The organism is Motiliproteus sp. MSK22-1, assembly GCF_001968815.1.
GTDB lineage: Bacteria > Pseudomonadota > Gammaproteobacteria > Pseudomonadales > Balneatricaceae > Motiliproteus.
In genome coordinates this window covers 239,928-261,400 of record NZ_MIEQ01000096.1, presented here as the reverse complement: position 1 = coordinate 261,400, position 21,473 = coordinate 239,928, and the positions used below count along the sequence as shown (strand labels likewise).

General features: G+C 46.0%; 12 protein-coding genes. 7 read left to right on the top strand and 5 right to left on the bottom strand.

Annotation, left to right across the window (positions count from 1 at the left end; genetic code table 11):
- Window positions 1-309 precede the first annotated feature (309 nt).
- On the top strand, window positions 310-1,572 hold the full coding sequence (locus BGP75_RS24805) for an efflux RND transporter periplasmic adaptor subunit (RefSeq protein ID WP_076721588.1): 1,263 nt from the start codon (window positions 310-312) through the stop codon (window positions 1,570-1,572).
- Between the two features lies 1 nt (window position 1,573).
- The gene (locus tag BGP75_RS24800; protein WP_076721587.1) at window positions 1,574-4,738 is read left to right on the top strand and encodes an efflux RND transporter permease subunit; all 3,165 of its coding nucleotides are present in this window, start codon (window positions 1,574-1,576) and stop codon (window positions 4,736-4,738) included.
- A 46-nt stretch (window positions 4,739-4,784) separates the two neighbouring features.
- On the opposite strand, the gene dinB is transcribed toward BGP75_RS24800, so the two are convergent.
- Window positions 4,785-5,858, bottom strand: coding sequence for a DNA polymerase IV (gene dinB / locus BGP75_RS24795; RefSeq protein WP_076721586.1), 1,074 nt, complete (start codon window positions 5,856-5,858; stop codon window positions 4,785-4,787).
- Between the two features lie 304 nt (window positions 5,859-6,162).
- Between dinB and BGP75_RS24790 the strand changes: the two genes are divergently transcribed.
- Genes BGP75_RS24790 through BGP75_RS24780 form a run of 4 tightly spaced genes read left to right on the top strand, consistent with a single transcriptional unit; the run spans window position 6,163 to window position 9,811 of the window.
- Window positions 6,163-8,061, top strand: a complete 1,899-nt coding sequence (locus tag BGP75_RS24790) for a carbamoyltransferase (RefSeq protein WP_076721585.1) — start codon at window positions 6,163-6,165, stop codon at window positions 8,059-8,061.
- The gene (locus BGP75_RS24785; protein ID WP_143821181.1) at window positions 8,061-8,471 is read left to right on the top strand and encodes a hypothetical protein; all 411 of its coding nucleotides are present in this window, start codon (window positions 8,061-8,063) and stop codon (window positions 8,469-8,471) included. The genes BGP75_RS24790 and BGP75_RS24785 overlap by 1 nt, the downstream gene beginning before the upstream one ends.
- A complete protein-coding gene (locus BGP75_RS27535) occupies window positions 8,471-8,623 on the top strand; it encodes a DUF5989 family protein (protein WP_233153024.1) in 153 nt (50 codons plus the stop codon). Before BGP75_RS24785 ends, BGP75_RS27535 begins: the two co-directional genes overlap by 1 nt.
- Window positions 8,624-8,671: 48 nt before the next feature.
- The gene (locus BGP75_RS24780; RefSeq protein ID WP_076721583.1) at window positions 8,672-9,811 is read left to right on the top strand and encodes an SGNH/GDSL hydrolase family protein; all 1,140 of its coding nucleotides are present in this window, start codon (window positions 8,672-8,674) and stop codon (window positions 9,809-9,811) included.
- Between the two features lie 128 nt (window positions 9,812-9,939).
- Here the strand turns inward: BGP75_RS24780 and BGP75_RS24775 are convergent, their stop codons facing one another.
- Window positions 9,940-10,815 (bottom strand): PEP-CTERM sorting domain-containing protein, encoded by an 876-nt coding sequence (locus tag BGP75_RS24775; protein WP_158070174.1) that lies wholly within the window; start codon window positions 10,813-10,815, stop codon window positions 9,940-9,942.
- Window positions 10,816-11,270: 455 nt separating this feature from the next.
- Here BGP75_RS24775 and prsT (BGP75_RS24770) point away from each other — a divergent pair, with 455 nt between their 5' ends.
- Window positions 11,271-14,111, top strand: a complete 2,841-nt coding sequence (gene prsT, locus BGP75_RS24770; RefSeq protein ID WP_233153023.1) for an XrtA/PEP-CTERM system TPR-repeat protein PrsT — start codon at window positions 11,271-11,273, stop codon at window positions 14,109-14,111.
- Window positions 14,112-14,177: 66 nt separating this feature from the next.
- Here prsT (BGP75_RS24770) and xdp1 read toward each other — a convergent pair whose 3' ends face one another.
- The 3 genes from xdp1 to BGP75_RS27120 form a co-directional block, all read right to left on the bottom strand.
- Window positions 14,178-15,011, bottom strand: a complete 834-nt coding sequence (xdp1, locus tag BGP75_RS24765; RefSeq protein ID WP_076721580.1) for an exosortase-dependent surface protein XDP1 — start codon at window positions 15,009-15,011, stop codon at window positions 14,178-14,180.
- Between the two features lie 283 nt (window positions 15,012-15,294).
- The gene (gene prsT, locus BGP75_RS24760; RefSeq protein ID WP_076721579.1) at window positions 15,295-18,141 is read right to left on the bottom strand and encodes an XrtA/PEP-CTERM system TPR-repeat protein PrsT; all 2,847 of its coding nucleotides are present in this window, start codon (window positions 18,139-18,141) and stop codon (window positions 15,295-15,297) included.
- A gap of 196 nt (window positions 18,142-18,337) precedes the next feature.
- Window positions 18,338-21,358: a methyl-accepting chemotaxis protein gene (locus BGP75_RS27120; RefSeq protein WP_076721578.1), complete on the bottom strand. Its 3,021-nt coding sequence runs from the start codon at window positions 21,356-21,358 to the stop codon at window positions 18,338-18,340.
- Window positions 21,359-21,473 lie beyond the last annotated feature (115 nt).

Below are 21,473 nucleotides of genomic sequence, written 5' to 3'. Positions count from 1 at the left end.
ACTCTTTCATATCTCCCACTAGACTCAGACAATAGCTATCGATAATCATAACAGTTTGATGTTCGATCAGTTTTTATAGGGTAGCATATCCGCATTTACTCAACAGACGATTGCCGACGATCTTAAATGACAGTAGTCCCTTCAATACAATACGTAAAGAACTGTAAATTCGCGGATTTTATCTGACTTATTCGGTAAGCTCTGCCGTTCAACCGGGTACCATTTCTAAATAGAGCCCCCCTCTCATAACGGATGGGTTATAACTGACTGGGATTTAAGAAGATCAGAACTGGATAATTACGGACAAATATGACCTCCAAACAGACGCCTCTTGGTCGAAAGATAATACCTTTTGTAGTAGCAGCGATAGTCCTGTTTCTATCAATTGTGATTTTCAAACAGCTGGTCGCCAGTAAACCTCAGGCACCGGAGAAACCAATCCAGGAAAAGACCTGGACTGTACAAACCCTGAGCGCCAGGCCGGAGCCCATTGCTCCCAACATCACATTGTATGGCCGAATAGAATCCCCCCGCAGCAGCGAACTATCTGCGGCAGTGACGGCATACGTCAACAGCCTTCATGTCGATGAGGGTAGCCACATCAACGCCGGAGAAATCCTGCTGACACTGGACTCCAGAGATGCGGAACTGGTTGTCAGAAAACGCACCGCGGAACTGGAAGATATCAATGCTCGTATCAAAACAGAAATCAACCGTTACCAATCTGACCTGAAAGCTTTACAGATCGAAAAAGAGCTGCTCAATTTGGCTAAGCGCTCAGTAGAGAGATTCAAAGCATTAAAAGGTCGCAAAGTCGGCACTGAAACTCAGCTGGACGATGCCCAGCGCAACTACCAGCAACAAGCACTTTCTTTAAATAACCGACAAAGAGAAATTAACGATCATGAAAACCGATTGAGCCAACTTAAGGCCTTACAAAGTCAGGCTCAAGTACAGTTAGAATCCGCACAGTTAGATCTGGAGAGGACAAAAATAATTGCCCCCTTCAGCGGTCGCATCGCCCGTGTTTCTGTCGCCCCTGGGGATAGAGTCAGGAGCGGCGACAAACTGCTGATGATGTACGACACAGAAGCTCTGGAGGTTAGAGCCCAGATCCCTTCCCGCTACCTGAATCGAATTAGAAATGCTTTAGAGAAGAACCAACCCCTAACGGCCACTGCTGAACTGGATGGACAACAATTGAAACTCCAGCTGCTACGCATATCCGGCGAAGTAGGAACCGGTCGAGCGGGAGTCGACTCGCTGCTTAGAATCACCTCGGAAACTCAAAACCTGGAACTGGGGCGCTCCCTGGAGCTTAGTTTAACCTTACCTGTCATAGACAATCTTTTATCACTCCCTCCACAAGCACTTTACGGTACTGATCGAATTTATATAGTCGAAAACGACCATCTCAAAGCTCTTAAAATAGAAAGAATTGGTGAAATTGATCAGGACGGAGAGCCTAAAATACTGGTAACAAGCAACAACATAAAACCCGGCGATCAGATCGTCTTCACACAGCTACCCAATGCCATTACGGGATTGAAAGTTAAGATTGCAGGTGGTTGAGATGAAATCAACATCGACCAATGGCAGTGCAATTATCCGTACATTTGCCATCCACAAAGTGGCATCCAACTTGTTGATGTTCCTAATGATCATTGCCGGGCTATGGGGTATAAAAAAGCTTAATACCCAGTTCTTTCCAACCTTTGAGTTGGACGTTATCAATATCCAGGTGAACTGGAGCGGTGCCGCAGCTGAAGACGTCGAACGAAATATCACTATCCCGATCGAACAGGAACTTAAAGGCACCAACAACATAGATGAGTTGCTATCCACCTCGAACCAGGGCATGGCCTCCATTCGCATTGTGGTGGAGGAAGGAGCTGATGTCGGAAAACTTGTCGATGACGTAAAGCAAAAAATAGATGGAATAAGAAATCTACCTACCGATGCGGAAGAACCAATCATCCAGGAAGTGATCCGTTACGAGGAGATTGCACGGATTTTGGTCAGCAGCGACGGAGATCTAGAGGAAATACGCCCTCTGGTACGCAGATTCGAACGTGAGTTGTTAGAAAAGGGCATTCGAAAGATAGACATCACCGGTATGCCGGAAAAGGAAGTCGCTATCCAGGTACCGATACAAGCCCTGCATGATCTGGGAATGACTCTGAATGAGATATCTTCCACCGTCGCACAACGCAGCCGGGATCTGCCTGCCGGAACGGCGGGAAGGAGTGACGGCTCACGCCAAATCCGAAGTCTTAGCCAACAAAGGGATGTGGATGGTTTTGAGCAACTCCCCCTTATCACCCAACAGGATGGTCGGCTGGTGCGGCTGGGAGATATCGCCAACATAGAGGAACGCCCACAAGACAATCAAACCTATCTGGCCTTCGAGGGAAGGCCCGCAATAGCTTTAGCTTTAAAACGCACGGAAAATGACGACACCCTAACGGCAGCTGCAACGTTAAATGCCTGGTTGTCAGATGTGCGACCAACCCTTCCCAAGGGTGTTGAATTAATAGTTTACAATGAACGCTGGCAATTTCTTGAGGATCGCATCAGCTTGCTCTTGCGTAACGGTCTTGGCGGGCTCATCTTGGTGATTGCCATGTTATTTCTGTTCCTTAACGTAAAAGTAGCCTTCTGGGTCACTGCTGGAATCCCAATTTCATTCCTGGCCACATTGGCAATCATGCAGTTGATCGGCGGCAGCATTAACATGATCAGCCTGTTCGGGATGATCATGGCGCTAGGCATCATCGTAGATGACGCCATAGTCGTTGGAGAAGATGCACTTACCCATTTTCAGCAGGGAGAACCCGGGGCTACAGCTTCAATCGGAGGGGCAAACCGGATGTTGGCACCGGTCATAGCTTCATCGCTAACGACTATTTCAGCCTTTATTCCTCTTATCATTATCGGTGGCTACATCGGTAACATCCTTATTGATATTCCAACGGTAGTCATCTGTGTAATCATTGCATCTTTAGTTGAGTGTTTTCTGATACTTCCTGGCCATCTACATCACAGTCTAAAGCGTCACGATCGTATTCAACCGGGTAAGCTTCGAGCGAAGCTGGATGGTTGGTTCGACCATTTTAGAGATCATCAGTTTCGACGGTTAGTCATCCTGGCCGTTCGGTTTCGCTGGATCACACTTAGCTGCTCTCTCGCCTTCCTGATTATTGCTGTAGGGCTGGTGGCAGGTGGGCGAATAAAGTTTACTTTTTTCCCAATCGTGGACGGTGACGAATTTACCGCCAGTGTCCAGTTTACAGCCGGAACAAGACCTGAGCAGGTCGACAGCTTTGTCAATCATCTGGAACGGACGTTAAGGGAAACGGAAACAGAACTCGGCGGAAATCTGATAGAAGCGGTAGTTCAGTACAAGCGCCAGGCCCTGTTTAGTCAAAATAACGCTCTGGGGTCTATTGGTGACGAGTTCGGCGCTCTTTACGTACAGCTGGTTAATGGCGAAAATCGTGATACTCCCAATGAACTCTTTCTGCAAAAATGGCGCGATAAAGTCATCCAACCAGCAGGAATAGAGCGCGTCAATATCTCTCAACGAACGGGTGGCCCTCCTGGTAAACCCATTGAAATCAAACTGACTGGCAGCCAGGTGGGTATTTTGAAGCAAGCTTCTTTAGAGCTACAGGAGTCTCTGAAAAGTTATACCGGGGTCAGTAATGTCGATGATGACCTCCCTTATGGTAAAGAACAGTGGATCTACGAACTGACAAGCACAGCCAAAGGGCTTGGATTAAATCTGGAAACGGTTGGCAGACACCTAAGAGCGGCTTTAGATGGCGCATTAGTACAGATTTATCATGAAAATGATGATGAAATAGAAGTCAGAGTTGTTCTCCCTGATAATGAGCGTGATCGTTTAAGTACGTTGGAAAAACTGCCTGTTTTATTACCCAACGGAGAATCAGCACCGCTTTCCAATATTGTTCAGTTCAGGGCTAAGCGTGGACTGGACACACTTAATAGAGTCGATGGCCAATTAGCCCTGATGGTCACAGCTGATGTAGATGACAAAAGTGCCAATGCTAATGAAATTATTGAGGCGCTGGAATCCGGTCCTCTGTCAGAACTGACTTCTCGCTATGGCATTCGCTACAGCTTTGAAGGGAAAAAAGCAGACGAGAATGAAACCCTTTCGGACATGAAAACAGGGGGGCTCATCGCCCTCCTCCTTATCTTCATAATTCTGGCCTGGGTGTTTTCCTCCTATTTATGGCCGATTACCGTTATGGCTGCCATCCCGCTGGGTCTGACCGGTGCGATCATTGGCCACCTGTTTATGGGACAGGCTTTGACTATCCTGTCACTTTTCGGACTCTTTGGGCTGTCAGGAATCGTGATTAACGACTCCATCGTCTTGATCACGTTTTACCGCAAGCTGCGGGAACGGGGTATGCCAGTTGAACAGGCAATTGTTGAAGCTGCCTGTCAGCGTCTGCGAGCAGTCTTGCTGACATCTCTCACGACCATTGCAGGCCTGAGCCCTATTTTGTTTGAAACATCCCTGCAAGCACAGTTTCTTATTCCCATGGCAACAGCAATTGTCTTTGGCCTGGCTTATGGCACCCTGCTAATACTGTTACTGGTCCCTTCTGTGCTCTATATGCTGGAAAACACTAAGATGATGCTGGGTATAGGCGAATTTAAAAATGCGCAAAAAAAAGCAGAAGAGCAACTAGAAGCAGAAATATAACTAAACAGAGTAAACCGATAATGGCTGAGCGATGGTGAAGGTCTGGTCAATAACCTTCAAACAGGTTTAATTGCCTGAAAACCTCATCGCTGCTCTTGTCTTCCAGACGTACACCAACCCCCAACAAGCGAACTGATCGATTTGCCCGTGCATAACCCTCCTTCAGCAAAGCAGTATAAGCCTCTTTAGTAGGCTCAGAAATTCGATGCTCCACTGTTGTTTGGACAAAATTATCAAACTTTACCTTTACGACCCCACCCGTTACTCGATAGCCATCGTCCAACCTTGAAAGACGGCGGTTCAACTCTTCCATTAAAGACGGCAACTTTTCCAAACAGGCTTCATAACTGGCCAAATCCTGGGTGTAGGTGTGCTCAATACTCAAGGACTTACGTCGCCAGCTGGTTCGAATAGGACGCTCATCAATCCCCCGGCTCAGTTGGTACAGCCGTTCGCCGAAACTTCCCATATGCTCAACCAGCTCAATCTTATTGAAAGCGCGCAAATCTCCGCAGGTTAACACGCCCAACCGATTCAGCTTAGTCGCAGTGGCAGGCCCTACACCAAACAGTTTTTCTACCGGCAGTTTCTCAACAAAACTTTCTACTTCATCAGGCAAGACCACAAACAGGCCATCAGGTTTTTTCCAATCACTGGCAATCTTGGCGATAAACTTGTTTGGCGCCACTCCTGCTGAAATGGTGATACCGACCTCAGCCTTAACCCGTTGTCTGATTTCTTCTGCAATCATGGTGGCGCTTCCACGACAGGCAGTTGAAGAGGAAACATCCAGGTAAGCTTCATCAAGAGACAAGGGCTCTATCAGATCAGTGTAGCTCTGGAAGATATCATGAATTTGGCCAGAGGCTTGCCGATAAGCTTCCATCCGCCCCGGAATAATCAGCAGTTTTGGGCACAGCTTCTTTGCCTGGGCTGACGGCATCGCAGAACGGACCCCATACTGCCGGGCCTCGTAGTTACAGGTAGAAATAACCCCCCGCTTGCCTGGATCTCCACCAACAGCAATGGGTATTCCCCTATATGATGGATTGTCACGCATTTCAACAGCTGCGTAAAAACAGTCACAATCACAATGTATGATTTTTCTTTGATCAGGCATTTCTATCTGCTACGGACCTGCGCAAAACTACATTCTTTTCATATTCAGAATAAATCAGATAGTGGTTAGAATACTGTATATTTAACCAGCTATCCAGCAACATATAACAAGAAGCAGACTCCTGCTGGCAATTTTTAACCACTGAAACTTACCATTGAATGAAACTATCAAGAGCGCCCCTCTGAAACAGCGATAGTAAAGAAAGTCGTTATCAACAGTAACTATCAAGAATAACTATGGACTCCGCGCTAAAGGCTCCTTATTCTTCCAGCCATTGCAGACACATTCAAAACATAGGCAGCTCATGATCGGGAAGCAAATACTCGGTATTTCAGCATTTTACCACGACAGTGCAGCAGCTCTGGTCCAATCAGGAGAACTTATTGCAGCCGCTCAAGAAGAGCGTTTTTCCAGAATCAGGCATGATGCAGCTTTTCCAGAGCAATCGATTATTTCATGCTTGAACCAGGCTGATATCAAAATCACCGATCTCGATGCAATTGTTTTTTATGACAAACCTTTCCTGACCTTTGACCGAATACTGGAAACCTACTTAAGCTATGCTCCTCTGGGGATCAGATCATTTTTGCGCTCAATGCCGATCTGGTTAAAAGAAAAACTGACCTTAAAAATCCTGCTTAAAAAACATTTGGCAAGATTGGCAAAATGCAAGGAAAAACAGTTACCAAAGCTTCTCTTCACTGAACACCACCAGTCTCATGCCGCTTCTGCTTTCTATCCAAGCCCCTATGAAAAAGCAGCAGTACTCTGTCTTGACGGTGTTGGAGAATGGGCTACAACCAGTGCCTGGATGGGGGATGGAAAAGCCTTAACTCCCCTTTGGCAAATCAATTTCCCCCACTCTCTGGGTTTGCTCTATTCTGCTTTCACCTATTTCTGCGGATTTCGGGTTAATTCAGGTGAATATAAGCTGATGGGGTTAGCACCCTATGGTATCCCTCGCTACAGAAAATTGATTCTTGATAAAGTGATCACCGTTAAGGCGGATGGCAGTTTTCAGTTAAATCTGGACTACTTTGACTTCTGTGTCGGAAGCAAGATGACCAATGAGTCCTTCTCTTTGTTATTTGATGGACCTCCAAGGGTTCCTGAATCTCCTATTACCCAGCGGGAGCTGGATCTTGCGGCATCAGTTCAAGCAGTTACCGAAGAGATCATTCTAAAACTGGCAAAGACTTTGAGAGATGAAACTCAGGCCAGGAATTTATGCCTTGCCGGCGGTGTCGCACTCAACTGTACTGCCAATGGCAAACTACTGCGCTCCGGTCTATTTGACGAAATTTGGGTTCAGCCTGCAGCCGGGGACGCAGGCGGTGCAGTAGGATCAGCTTTTGCTGCAAGTTTTCAATATTATCAGGAAGATAGATCAACAACTCAAACAAACGTAACAACCGATAGCAGCACCCCGTCCCTCAATGGGAACGGCAACACCAAAGACGATTCAATGCAGGGCGCATATCTGGGACCAGACTTTAGCAACAGGGAAATACAGGCGTTTCTCGACGATAAAAACATACCCTATACGCTCTATGATGACAGCTTACTTTTCGACGAGGTAGCTGGTGTTATTGCCTCTGGCAACGTTGTAGGCTGGTTTCAGGGTCGTATGGAGTTTGGACCCAGAGCCCTCGGTAATCGATCAATTCTAGCTGACGCCAGAAATTCCGAGATGCAATCCAAACTCAACCTTAAAATAAAATTTCGGGAATCCTTTCGGCCATTCGCACCAGCAGTTCTCAGTGAGAAAGCCCAGGAGTATTTTGAGCAGCAGCAGAGCAGTCCGTATATGCTGTTTACTGCTCCAGTCAGCGAAAACATCATATCTCCTGAAGGTATTGCTGAAATGGAACAACTTGACGGCCTGGAAAAACTATCCGTCACAAGATCCAGACTTCCTGCAACAACCCATGTGGATATGACTGCACGCATACAAACAGTCAATAAAAAAACAAACCCACGCTTTCATCAGTTGCTCACAGCGTTTAACAACTTAACCGGTTGCGCCGCGATGATAAACACATCCTTTAATGTCAGAGGCGAACCTATTGTTTGCTCTCTAAACGATGCCTTTGATTGCTTCATCAATACACATATGGATTATCTGGTACTTGGTAACTATGTATTAGAGAAGAAAAAGCAATTGGCACCTCAAAACACGGAACGCTACTTTGAGCTGGATTAATGATGCAACTGACAAGTAAACAGCAACTAAGATTATTCGGTATTCTTCTTTCGATTGTCATCTGCATATGGATTACTGTGCTTTTTCGCCACTCCGGCCTTCTGGCACTGCTACCGGGTAGCGCATATATTCTGGCGATGATACTGTTTATGCTCGCGTTGATCCGACCTGAAGTATTGTCTGGACCTTATCAGCGCTGGACACAGGTGGCACACCTCATCAACAGATATCTTATCAGCGCATTACTGATATTTATTTTCTACGCTGTTATTACCCCTCTCAGTCTGGTAAAAAGAGCTCTTAACAAGGACGAAGTCGGAAGTCATCCAGACCACGGTACAATAAGTTCAGACAGCTATCGTAACCATAGTGATCCCATATACCCTGAAGACATGGAGAACCCATTCTAGTGTTTGAGTTTTTTCTCGATCTTTGGCTATTTGCCAGAAAACACAAGAAGTTCTGGGTAATACCCATTATTTTGATGCTAATGCTGGTGGGCGGCCTTATATTATTTACCGAAAGTTCAGTCATCAGCCCATTTATTTATACCCTGTTCTAGTATAAGAGCCTGCCTTTTAACAGCGACCCTCAACAATTGGGAGACTAGATGCCCCACCCCAGCAAAAACAAAAAAAGACTCTTTGCTATCACCATTACAGTAGCAACAACAGTAACAGGATGGGCGATTTCAGAGTCTTTTCTCTCCCATTACCAGAAGAAGATCAATACAGACTCCGCCATGACTCCCGGATTTTTACAGTACCACAGTCAGTTCGGCTGGGTACTGAGTAAAAACTGGCAAGGAGAGCATCAACATCATGACTTTAAGGTTAACTACAAGACTAACGCTGACGGTTATCGACATATTCAAACACCTGATAAAAGCAAGATAAGCTCTACCGTCGCCTTAATCGGTGACAGCTTTACCTTTGGAATAGGCGTAAATGATCCAGAAACATTTACCAGCAAATTAAACCAGGCAGACTCCAGCAGGGAATATATAAACCTTGGCATACCGGGTTACAGCACCGATCAACAATATCTGCTGCTGAAGTATCGCCATTCTCGCCTAAAAGCAGATCATTACATTTTAATGTTCTATCTTGGCAACGATTTTTTAGATAACGCTCTGAGCTATCCATTGCAGGCCGAGCAAGCAAAACCTTACTTTGTGCTTAACTCAAACAATCAGCTTGAGCCTCACAACTATCCGGTACCGAAAGCAGCAAAACCAGCAGAAGAAAAAACGAAATCACTTTCTTCAATAGCCTATGGCAATGAGCTACCAACCAGGGGAGTTATGCAACAATTGATATCCAGCAGCGTAATATTACCTAGGATATTTGGTTCCCCAGGCTTAACAGACGAACAACAGGAAGAGGCCTTTAACGTACTGAACTCCAGACTCCAACAACAGAAAGATCTACTCAAAGCACTGTTCAAAAACCTGAAGAAGGATGCGGTAAGCAAAGGCTACAAATTCACGGTAGCACTACTTCCTGGCCAATCTTATGTAGCATCCCCCCACTCTTATGCTGCTACATTTCAGGAATTTGTGCGCAAAACAGTTGCTGAACAAGCAGCCGTTAATAACATGGATATCATAGACATGGCCTCCCGGATGTCTGAATTAAAATCAGCCAAAGCGCTCAAGGGTCTACTGTTTCATCCTAACGAAGGACACCTCACAACCTATGGTCATCAGGTTGTTGCTGACAGTATCCAAACTTATCTTTCTGAAGGCTAACTCTAATCTGGACAATCAACCCAGCACTTAAAGAGCTGCAGCTAACATCATTTGCCACCTGACATGAAATAGAAATTTCAGGCAATAAAAAAGGCTCCCGAGGGAGCCTTTCTACAACAAACAATTATCTAAGCGGTCATAACTCTGGCAGACCTTCTCCGACGTGAGTAGCCTAAGCCCGCCAGACCAGCCAGCATCAACATGTACGCAGCAGGTTCTGGAACCGTAGCTCCACCATTCGGGAAGCTGGCAATACCTTCAATAATGTCGTTACCACAAGTCATTGCCCAACGTAGCGCAATCTGGCCAGCACTGGCCAGGCTTGTACCGGAAATATCAATATGGAAACTTACGTAATCTCCATGTGTAACAGACCAATACCCGTTCTCAGTTCCTTCCTTATTGGCCATTACAATCTGGTCAGGTCTATAACCGCTGCCGGAGTCTGAAGGATACTCTCGAGCGGTAGTTGTGTCTTGACTATATCGATTCTGATCGATCTCAACCAACGCACCAGTATGGTTCACGCCAGAAGTATTATCTGCTCTGGAGCTGCTGCCATAGTCCACATCAAATGCGTAAAGCCAGCGAGTATTTTGACCCATATCCGCCGTGCCAAAACGACTATCAGCGGAATAGCCATTAGAAATACCGGAGTCAAGATAGCCGACATAAGGGTCATAGTTAGCAACATCTGTCAGAAACAGATCACCATAATGAAAAGCACCGGCCTTACCCGCAAAGTTGGTGTTTACCTGCACATCGAGGTAAGTTCTACCCGCATTTACTGATCGAGTGACGTCCATCGAGTGAATCTGATAGTCAGACCCGCCAGCAACATCCCGAGTACTGTCTTTGACCCCATTACCGCTATAGTCGTAGTACCTGGCACCGATATAGTTGTCCGCAATGGTCGCAGTAGGTGAAACACTTCCAGCATAGGTAGCAGAAGTACCACAAAGTAACATTGCCGTTAGTGCGATAAGTTGTTTAGCGTTTTTCATATCCATCCAAATCCATATTGGTACGTAGCTAGTGTAGCCAAACCCAAACGGGCGTTTTGATCATTGAAGATCTCTTATACAAAACCTATGCCAATAATAAAATATTATTAAAAATCAACACTTTAAAAACAACCGTCAACAGATTAATTCAGCTGGTGTAAAATTATCTGACAAAACACAGGTCTTTCTGTGGTTAACTGTTAATCCAACGATCCTGCTCAACAACGACGAAGTATATCATCAAGACAGCGTTGTACCTATTAACGAGAACAAACAAGCAGCACCCAACTACTATACATTGACTTAACGCAATATAGCGACCGATCATGGTAACCTCTCAATAAACCAGCCCTTTGTTTGAAATGCAACAGAGTTCAGATAGAATACCAACCTCCTTTGTCCCTATCCTACGCGACCGATCCTGGTCGGTAGCAACGAATCAAAAAATGGATATTATGCAAACCCTACACCTGTCGATTCGTACACCTTTTCTGCCATCTATCATCAAGCTCACCACCGTTCTTTTAATATCAGTGTCATTAATATTAGGGCCAGGAAATGCTTATTCAGACACTGATGATCAATATTATGAAGACGCGCTGAGAAGTTATGGAAATGACGATTACCAGACCGCAATAATTCATCTGAAAAATGCGCTGGGACAAAACGAGGGCCATCTGCCCTCCAGAGTACTAATGGCTAAAACCCTTATCGCCATGGGTAATGGCAGCGACGCAGAACTTCACATTGATTTCGCCAAAGCTCAGGGTGTCGACCTCAATCAGCTTATTACCCTATATGGCGAGGCTTATCTTCTGCAGGACAAATACAAGGAGCTATTAGAGGTAGTAACGCCGGGAATACGCAGCAAGTCCATTGAAGGGCAGATACATTTTTTGAGGGGACAGGCCCAGCTAAAACTTCGAAGATTAAGAGAATCAGATATTTCATACATCGAAGCACTTAATTACAACCCCAAGCATGAGAAAGCCTGGCTTGGCAGAGCCCAGATAGCAATGCAGAATCGGGACTATGACAAAGCAACAGAGTTTGTCGACAAGGCCCTGGATCGCCATCAACCATCAAGCAATGCATTAATTATCAAATCCACACTGTCCCGACTAGCCGGGGATTTTGACGAAGCCTTCAGGTTTATTAACTCTGCCATTGCCAGCGATGACGGCAATGTTCAGGCAAGGCTTACACGGGCGCTGTACTTTGTTGAGCAGGGCAGGTTTGTAGAAGCAGAGCCTGATCTGGACTTTATCCTGGAAGAAATCCCAAATGAGCCTAAAGCCAAGTATCTGAAATCAGTTGTCAATGCGGCTCTTGGTCGATTAAACGATGCATTGGAAGATACCAAGGAAATCATATCCCTCTTTAAGGCGGTTCCGGATGAAGACAAAAATAACAATCCGATCTATTACTACCTTTCCGGTTTAACGAATTTTAAGATTGGTAACTACGGTGATGCAGAAAAATCCCTGACGAAGTACCTGAGAATAGACCCAAACAATCGTCACGCGGTTGAAATGCTGGCGACCATTCATCTTAAGAATAACGATCCTCTGGCAGCTAAACCGATACTGACTAAAGCAAACCTGGCATACCCTGGCACACCGAATTTGCTCAATCTATTAGGCCTGATGAACTCACAACTTAACGATTTCGAAAGCGCATATTTTTATTTTGATGAAGTCATCCGAATAGCACCAGACTCGCCTGTAGGACTTGTCAACAAGGCAAGAACAAAACTCAGGGCCGGAGAGTATCAACAAAGTATCGATTTATTTAAGCAGGCCCAACTGGCAGGCCTGGATCCGTTGGAAACCAAACTGCTGCTACTGGACGTCTACTTCAAGTCCAATCAGACAGCGTTAGCGCTGAATATTACATCAGAGCTGGTTCGACAGTTTCCAGAAAACCCTGACTTCTGGCAAAAACAGGGGATAGCACAGGGTATGAATAACCAGATTGACGAAGCCAGATTAAGCTTTGAAAAAGCCCTGTCTGTTAATGAAAATCATATCCCATCTATAATTCACCTTTCCCGTATGGATGAGGTTAGTGGTGATCGAGCCAAGGCCATTTCACGGATAGAATCTAAACTGAAAGAACTAAAGGACAACCGCACCCTGTTACTGGAAATGGGTAACATTCGATCAAATAACCGCGAATATGAAACGGCGTTAACCTGGTATCAAAAAGCATATGCACAAGACCAGAACAACTTCCCGACACTCAGAAAAATCGTCAATTCCTATGTACAGCTGAACGACTACCAGAAGGCTATTGGACTACTGAGAGATTTTATAAACAAAAACGGCGGTAAACCTGAGCCTTACCGACTTATCGGCGAACTCTATGAAGCCACTCATGACAACGAAATGGCAATCAAATCCTACCGACTTTCGACAAAGTTTTCTCCCAACCAAAGCATTGAACTACTCAACCTTGCGCGAATGCAGCAAAAAGCAGGCCTGATAAAGGACGCCATGTCCACCTATAAAAAGGCCATTATCTGGGACAACAGATTCCTGCCCGCTTATCTGAGTTTAGCCGATCTTGCTATAAAGGACCGGGATCAGGAATATGCAAATATACTTATCGCCCAAATAAAGGAACTGACACCAAAATCAGGTACTTCGGAGAACTTAAGTGGCGAACTCTATTTCAAGTTAGGCAAATTCGATTTAGCTGAGAAATCTTTTCTTGAAGCCAAAAAACTTTCTGGTAACCCAAGACCGGTATTCAATTTATACAGGCTCTACAAAACTACAAATAAGTTGAAGAAGTCTGAAAAGTTAATGACAGAGTGGCTTTCTGTCCACCCAGATGATCTGTTAGGTCAGATCGCTTTGGCTGATACCCACCATAACCAGAATCAGCTCAAAAAAGCTTTAGACATCTATGAAAAGCTTATAGCTGAACATGGCAATATGGCTGTTTTGCTGAATAACTCAGCAAACCTGTTATTTGATATGGGAGAGAAAAACAAAGCATTGGAACGGGCCCAACTAGCACATAAAATCGCCCCAGCCAACGTGGAGCTCATGGATACTCTCGCCTGGATCTACAGCCGCTTGGGACAGCATAATGAAGCATTAGCTCTGTTCAGGGAAGCACTGCTCCAACAGTTTGATCAACCGGCAATCAAATATCACCTTGCTCTGACACTGGATCAGATAGATCGAAGGAAAGAAGCACAAAAGTTCCTGGCGGAGGCAATGGACAGCGAGAAATTCTTTGAAGAACGATCAGAAGCAGAAACTTTACTAAAATCCTGGCAGAATTAACTGTTGCTGACAAAGCAACCCATCAGTAGCGCTGATAAAACTTAACTTATCAGCGCTAAAACAATCTTACACCCTGAACCGGCGTAACCAAGGCAGACCAAGAAGGAGAAGCAAGGCAGTTGCAGGAACAGGAACTGTTGTACCGCCCTCTGAAGTCTTACCTGCTACAGCAAGCAGCTTGAAAAAATCATCCCCAGCCTTATTAGCATCCCCCCCAAGATAGGGATTTAGAACAGACAGTAAATAATAGCTCCTGGGAGTTGTTGAAACTGAACTAATATCCACCGTTTTATCAGCTCCGGTAGAAGTCCCTCCCTCACTACCTGAACCATCGTCAGTTCCATCGTTATAAAAGTTACCAACCAACTCCCAACTACCACCCCCTAGCAAACCGCTGTACGTGGTTGTGTTATTCGGAATTGAAGGCGCACCAGCCCCTGTATATGCGAGCAACGAAAAATCATAGTCCTTATAGTGCCACCCCATCGTAACTGAGGTTAAAGTGACATCCCGATCAAAGGAGAGCAGCATGGCATCCATATCATCCCATTCGCTGGCTCCTGACTGGTAACGGCCACTAAATGCATGCCAGGGAGAGCTTGAAGAATCATCATTATTATCTATTCCCAGCCCCCCACTCCAGAGCGTTGGCGTGGCTGATTGCAATCGATCTTCTCCATTCACATCATTGGTGTTGGCATAAGCACTATTGGTGACAGTGGGTCCCGCAGCATCCCCCTCCTCGTTGTCGTACTTCCAACTATTGCTACCGTAGTCACCTGAGTTATTAAACGTCCAGGACCACATCTTGGTTTCAGCTGCAGCCTGGATCTGATTGACCATGAATAGAGTTGTGAATAAAAAAACGCTTGGAATCCATATCAACTGTCGAATCGACATTTGTCTGTCTCCTGCTCTTGCCCTTCAATGACCCATCTTGAACTACCCTGTTGGTAGCAAAGACACTGGCAGTCTTGAGAGGGCAAATTAACAATTCATAAATTATACAATCCAGAATCTGGGATTATGAAAGAGTGCACAAAAGCCCTCTTCCAAATAAACACCTGTTTATCGAAAAATGCTTCAAGAATTAGACCAAAACAGATTTAGACTTTAAAAACAAATTGTTAAAAATGATGATCAAAACAAATAAAACAACAGTGTAAAATATTCTGACATAAAATTATTGTTTCTGAACCCCAAGCTGCTCCAGCTCCTTCAGAAGAAATCTGGCATTTTCCAATTCAGAGAAGCCAACCCCTTCCTTGACAGCTGCTTCAAGCTCCAGCCTCGCCTCCTCATAGCGCCCCAGCTGCTTGAGAGCCACAGCGATGTGGTAGCGTATCTCGGGATTGGTCGAAGCGCGCGCAAACGCATTACGCAGCAATCTTAACCCTGCTTCCGAATCTCCTTTTTTAACCAGCACCCACCCCAGGGTATCTAAAATGGAGGCTCGATCAGGATCCAGCCCATAGGCTTTACGAGCAAAATCTTCAGCCCGCAGATCTTTTTGAGTGTTATAAATAATTGCCAGATTATTATACACAAGAGCGCCAGCACGCCCTCTTTCCACCAACGACTCAAACTGGACCCTGGCGTCATCCAGTCTTCCCAGAGACAGGTAGCCCTGAGCCAGAATTTCCCTCAGCATATCATCATCCGGAAACCGCTCCACCCAACCCTCAACAAACACCAGTGCCTCATCTTTTTTCCCCAGCATCAAATAAACCTGAGAAACACGTGCAGCAACAGAACTGACGGGAGACGCTTCTAGAACAAGCAAGTAGTGTTGAAGCGCGGCTTGCAGGTCACCCTCAGCAACTTTCAGATCTCCCTTAAGCCGTTCTGTAACACCTGTAGATCCGCCTTTCTCGAGCTGAGAGATACCAACGGCAGCACGATCAAGCCGACCTCTCTTCAGCTGAAGACCGATTAACTGAATCAACGCAGCATCCTTTCCGGGATAGGCTGCAATAAACTTCTCAACGGAATAAATCGCACCATCCAAATCGCCGGCTATGCTTTGGAGTTCCGCAATCTCTGACAGAGAGGACAAGGATTGAAAGCTCGCTTGCTCAGAGGCTTTTTTAAAAGTAATACTGGCTGAGAGAGCATCACCGGTACTCAGCTGAGCGCGCCCTAAAGCAGTGAGAACCTGAATATCACTACCCTGAGTATCACGACCACCGTTGGATTTCATTTCTTGAGCAATCCTTAATGCCTCAAGATTTTTTCCAGTACGAAGATACAGATCCACAAGACGCACTCCCGCACCAAAAAACTGCCTGTCAGTCCGATACGCTTTCTCCAGCCACCTAATGGCCTTGTCCAGGCTTCCTCGAAGCACATTCACTCTGGCCAACTCAACCATCAGATGCAGACGATCTGGCCACTGTTCCAGTAATGTTAAAAACTGCTCCTCGGCCTTATCCAGGTTTCGTTCAACAAGCTCCAGCTTAGCCAGATTAACCTGTCCAGGATAAAAATCAGGAACAAGCTGCAGCGTTCTTAAGTAGGTATTCCTTGCAGCAGAAAGCATTCCTGCCTCCACTTGAGTTGTTGCAACCAGGTTTAGCACCAAAGGATTATCTGGAGATTTACCCCTTAGTAATCGGGCAACTTCCAATGCCTCCTGAAATCGTTCTTCTTTCAGCAGAGATGTGACCAAAATAAATCCTGCAGCCCCTGCCTGAGGGTCACGCTTCAACGCCTCTTTTAACTTAGGGTATCCCTTATCATGCAAACCACGAATAATGTCATTTAGACCTCTGCTGGTCATCAAGCCAACATTTTCAGGCAACACTCGAGCGGCCCTTTCCAGCATCTCGGAAGCTTTGAAGTACTCCCGTTTTCGCATATAGATGTCTCCCAACAGCAGGAGAACCTGAATATCATTTGATGCCACATCCAAAGCCGGTTCTAACAATTTGGAGGCCTTAGTCAGTGCCTGCTCTTGCAGATAGATCGTTGCCAGAACTATGCGAGGTCGTACCTCTTGAGGAAAACGAGTCACATAACTCGTCAGATAAGACTTTGCCTTTTGATACTCCTGCAGATCGTAGCTGATCAGACCTGCTAAAAAGAGTGTAGGGCCGTGGTCATTAATGATTTCCGGGGGGAGTATTTCAAGATGCTGTTTTGCTTCCTTCATTATCTCTGAAGCTTTCTTCCGGGAGCCATTCTGTCTCAATGTCGTTGCAAGCAAATAGGCGACTTGCGGGTCTTCTGGAGATTTTTTATACAGAAGATAGAGATCTTTCTCAGCTTGCTGATAGTTACCATCATCCATCAGAACACCAGCACGAGCGAGTTTTGCCTGATAATGCCCGGGCGAGAACTCTAACGCTTTCGAGTAAAACTTCCTGCTCTCTTCAAATTTTGAAAGTGCGTGATACAACGCACCCTTTGTATACCAGACTGCGGGGTTTTCCGGTGAAAGGGCAATCACCCTGTTTATTAACTCATCACTTTCCTTGAAGCGCGCCTGTCGAAGCAATACTGTAGCGATTCCCAGTAAAGCATCTACATTTCCAGGATCAACTTTTTCAGCATCAGCAAATTCCAACCTGGCTTTACCCAATCTCCCCAACTGAAAATATGCTTCTCCACGCGCTACCAGAATGAAAGCATTTAAACGCTTGCCATAATTACCGGGATAGATCTCTGCCAGCAATTGCTTAAAATTTCTTTGCAACTGATAGGCTCGAGCTAAGTGCTCAACAAGGAGTGACTTGTCAGCCCCTAACGTTAAAGCCGATTTAAACTCTTTGATCGCCAAGGACGCATATCCCTGCTCGAGATAAGAACGGCCCAGCAATACATGACCAGCAAGAAAAGAAGGATCAGCCTGCAGGGCGTTTTTCAGGTGGATAACACTAATATCAATCTCACCGCTATGAAACTTCATTAACGCTTGTTCATAAAGCGATGCAGACTCGGCCGGATCTGGTTCGGAGGTGATTGCCAATACCGTATGCGGGTACAGAAGAGCCAAAAGAAACAAGTATTTTGCGATGCTTGTTATAAGCATAAATCACCCCAGAGTTCAGCCAGGATCTATTTCAGCGAAAACATCAGGTCGATACGCACCGCGATTACAGATATGAAGAAACCCAAGCAACCTTCTCCATATCCGGTGTGCCTACCGACCAATCGCAAACCGTAGCTAGCCGGTTGGTACAAAGACAGGATCAAAGACTGCTCTCAGCAACCTTTGACCATTGCCACTACATTTTAAATCGTCGCGTCTGAGCTTGCAGATCGGCAGCCAAACGAGCAAGCTCTTCACTAGCGGTTGATATCTGCTCTGCGTCAGAGCCTGTCTGCTGTGACAGTTCGCTGATATGATTGACGTTTTTATTGATATCCTCCGCCACCGCATTCTGCTGCTCCGCTGCACTGGCAATCTGGATATTCATACTACTGATACGATCTACAGACTCGTTAATGCGAGTCAGAGCCTCCCCGGTACTTTCTGCCTGACGAACGACCTGAGTCATTTGCTCCTTACCCCGGTCCATAGCCTCTGCAGAAGCCTTCGCACCTTCCTGTAGCTTGCTGACCATCTGTTCAATTTGCTTAGTAGAGTCCTGGGTACTCTGTGCCAGCGAGCGAACTTCATCGGCAACCACAGCAAAACCACGACCTTGATCTCCCGCCCTGGCCGCCTCGATCGCTGCATTTAACGCCAACAGGTTAGTCTGATCGGCAATTCCGTTGATCACATCAACAATACCTCCGATATTTTCGGCCCCTTCCTCAACGCTCTTCAACGTGCCGGCCATACTATCCACCTCAGCAGCAAAGCTATGTATGGCTGCGATCGCGCTGGTCACCTCGGCATTACCATGGGCGACCTCCTTATTAGCCTCCGTAGCCGCCTCGGCTGCCTCAGTAGTATTACGGGAGACCTCCTGAACGGTGGCGCTCATTTGCGTTATGGCCGTAGCAACCAACTCGGTACTCATATTCTGCTCCTGAACATGGTCCCGGGTCTGATCCGTAATTGAAGCCAGCTCTTCAGCGGCTGAAGCTTGCTGATCAGCCGATGAACCGATCTGCGAAACCATCGACCTCAGACCATCGGTCATCTCCTTCAAAGCCCCCTGGAGCTTACCGATTTCATCCTGACTCTTAACCTCAATTTCCGTTGTCAGATCGCCAGAAGAAACCAAATCAGCAACCTGAGCTGCCCTTGCCAGCGGAGCGCTAATACGCCGAGCCAGGAATATCCCGACGAAAATGATTACAACAACGCTGACAATCAACACTGCAATGGTCATCCACTGCAACGACTCACGAGACTCAAACGCCTCAGATTCGTCAATTTCTGCAAGCATTGCCCAGGTTTTCCCACCCACGGTAAGCGGCGCATAAGCTGACAGCACCAGTTCACCGTTATAATTGGTAGAAACCTGTGTACCACTACTACCATTGAGCGCTTCATTAACCGCCAATGAATTAACACCATTTGCCTCAACGCTACCCGCAAAGGATGCAGCCACCGAACGATTCTCCAGATCTCGGAAAGAATCTGATCGCATGCGGTGATCAGGCCCAACCAGATAGGATTCTCCACTCTTTCCCATACCATCGCGTATGGCCATAATCGCATTAATACCCTCTAACGGAAGCCGTAATGCGATAACCAACTCCGCCTTTTCCTCGTGGATCAACGGCTGCGCAATAAAAGCTGCTGGTTGATTATCGCTGGGAGCATAGGGGCTAAAGTCAGCAAAGCCGAACTTTCCTCCCGCTATCACCTCCTTCACCAACTGCCCCAGGTTAGTATCCTTAAACTCCCCTGTCAGCATATTAATCCGAGAATCTTTTCCACCTTTTACGGTATAAAAAACATATCCATCCGGATTCATCAGCAACAGATCTTCATAACCATATTGCTTGGCATATTTTTCATAAAAAGGAACACCATTCTCATCAACAGGACTCAAAGCCTCGGTAACATCGATCTCAGCCAACAAAGCCCAGCTGAAGTTACCCACCCGCACTGGAACCCAGGCCGATAAAACAGGTTTATTCAGGTAATTGACAATCACCCCGGACCCGGACTGCCCCGCCAGCGCCAGGTTAATTGCCTTGGACTCGGCACGACCAACATCGGGCTTCTTTAGAGACTCTTCCACAGACCGGTCAAAATCCGAGTTGGAGTCGGAACGCATCAGATAATCACCACCAACGAGATAGGTTTCCCCGGTATTCCCCAACCCGGTGCGCTCAGCCATCATCAAATTGATTCGATCTATGTTTAACTGAAATACAGCAACACCAACCACATCGTCTCCATCAACAATCGGAGAGGCGACAAACATGGATGGAGATTCATAAGAAGGGAAATAGGTATCAAAATCGGAAATAAACACGGCATCCTTAAAGAAGGAACTTTTAGCCTTATTGTAAACCCCTGCTAACGCTGACTTGGCATAGGGTCCGTCAACAAGAGAGGTTCCAAAGTCAATCTCTTTAGTCACCGAGTAGCTGATGCGACCGCTATTGCCATCAATTAAATAGATATCTGAAAAACCGAATTTCTGTTGAAAGCTTCGTATTGTCGGATGGGCGTAATTATGGGCACGAGTATAACTGGATAGATCCGCTGCGCGATCCAAATCTTCTTTAGATCCGAGAGGGTTAGGATTATCTGCTATGTAGTAATATTGCAGGGCAACCGCGTCATCATCCAGGTTATCAATATTGGCCTCGATATCCGCCGGACTTTTGCCACTGTTAGCTGACTTATATTCGTTGGCAAACTCTTCAAGATAATAAGTTTTAAGTTTTTCCCTAAAAGTCCTGACCCCTTCGTCATCAATGTCATTAAAATCTCTAAAAGTCTCGAGACGATCATTAAAGTTCACCATAGATTCTTTAATCATCTGGTTTTCAGAGAACGTCTGTATCTGCCGCTTCATTACTCGAAAATAGTTCTCTACTGCCTTTTTCTTAACCTCCCTTACGGCAGTGAGCTTCTCCAGCGCCTGCTGACGGAGGGTTCCCCCCACCTTTACCAGCACATCCATATCATTCTGGCGATCATCAAAATACTTTTCCAACTGCGCTTTCTTGATCTCCCTGACTGCCTCAAGGGAATTAAATGCCAGAGATTCAAGGCCATGAGAGGCCTCCCTCAAGCTCGATATTCCGATGATCAATGCGGGAAGGACACCTAACGCCAGAAAACAAAGAACCAACTTCTGACCTATTTTTAGTTGACCAAGTCGCTGGACCATTATCCGCTCTCCAAAAATTTATTATCGACTCTCATCTAATTATTGTCCTGAATAATCCAAACAACACGTGAGAATTCTTATTAAAACCGATAGCCTTTTGTCAGAACAAACCATC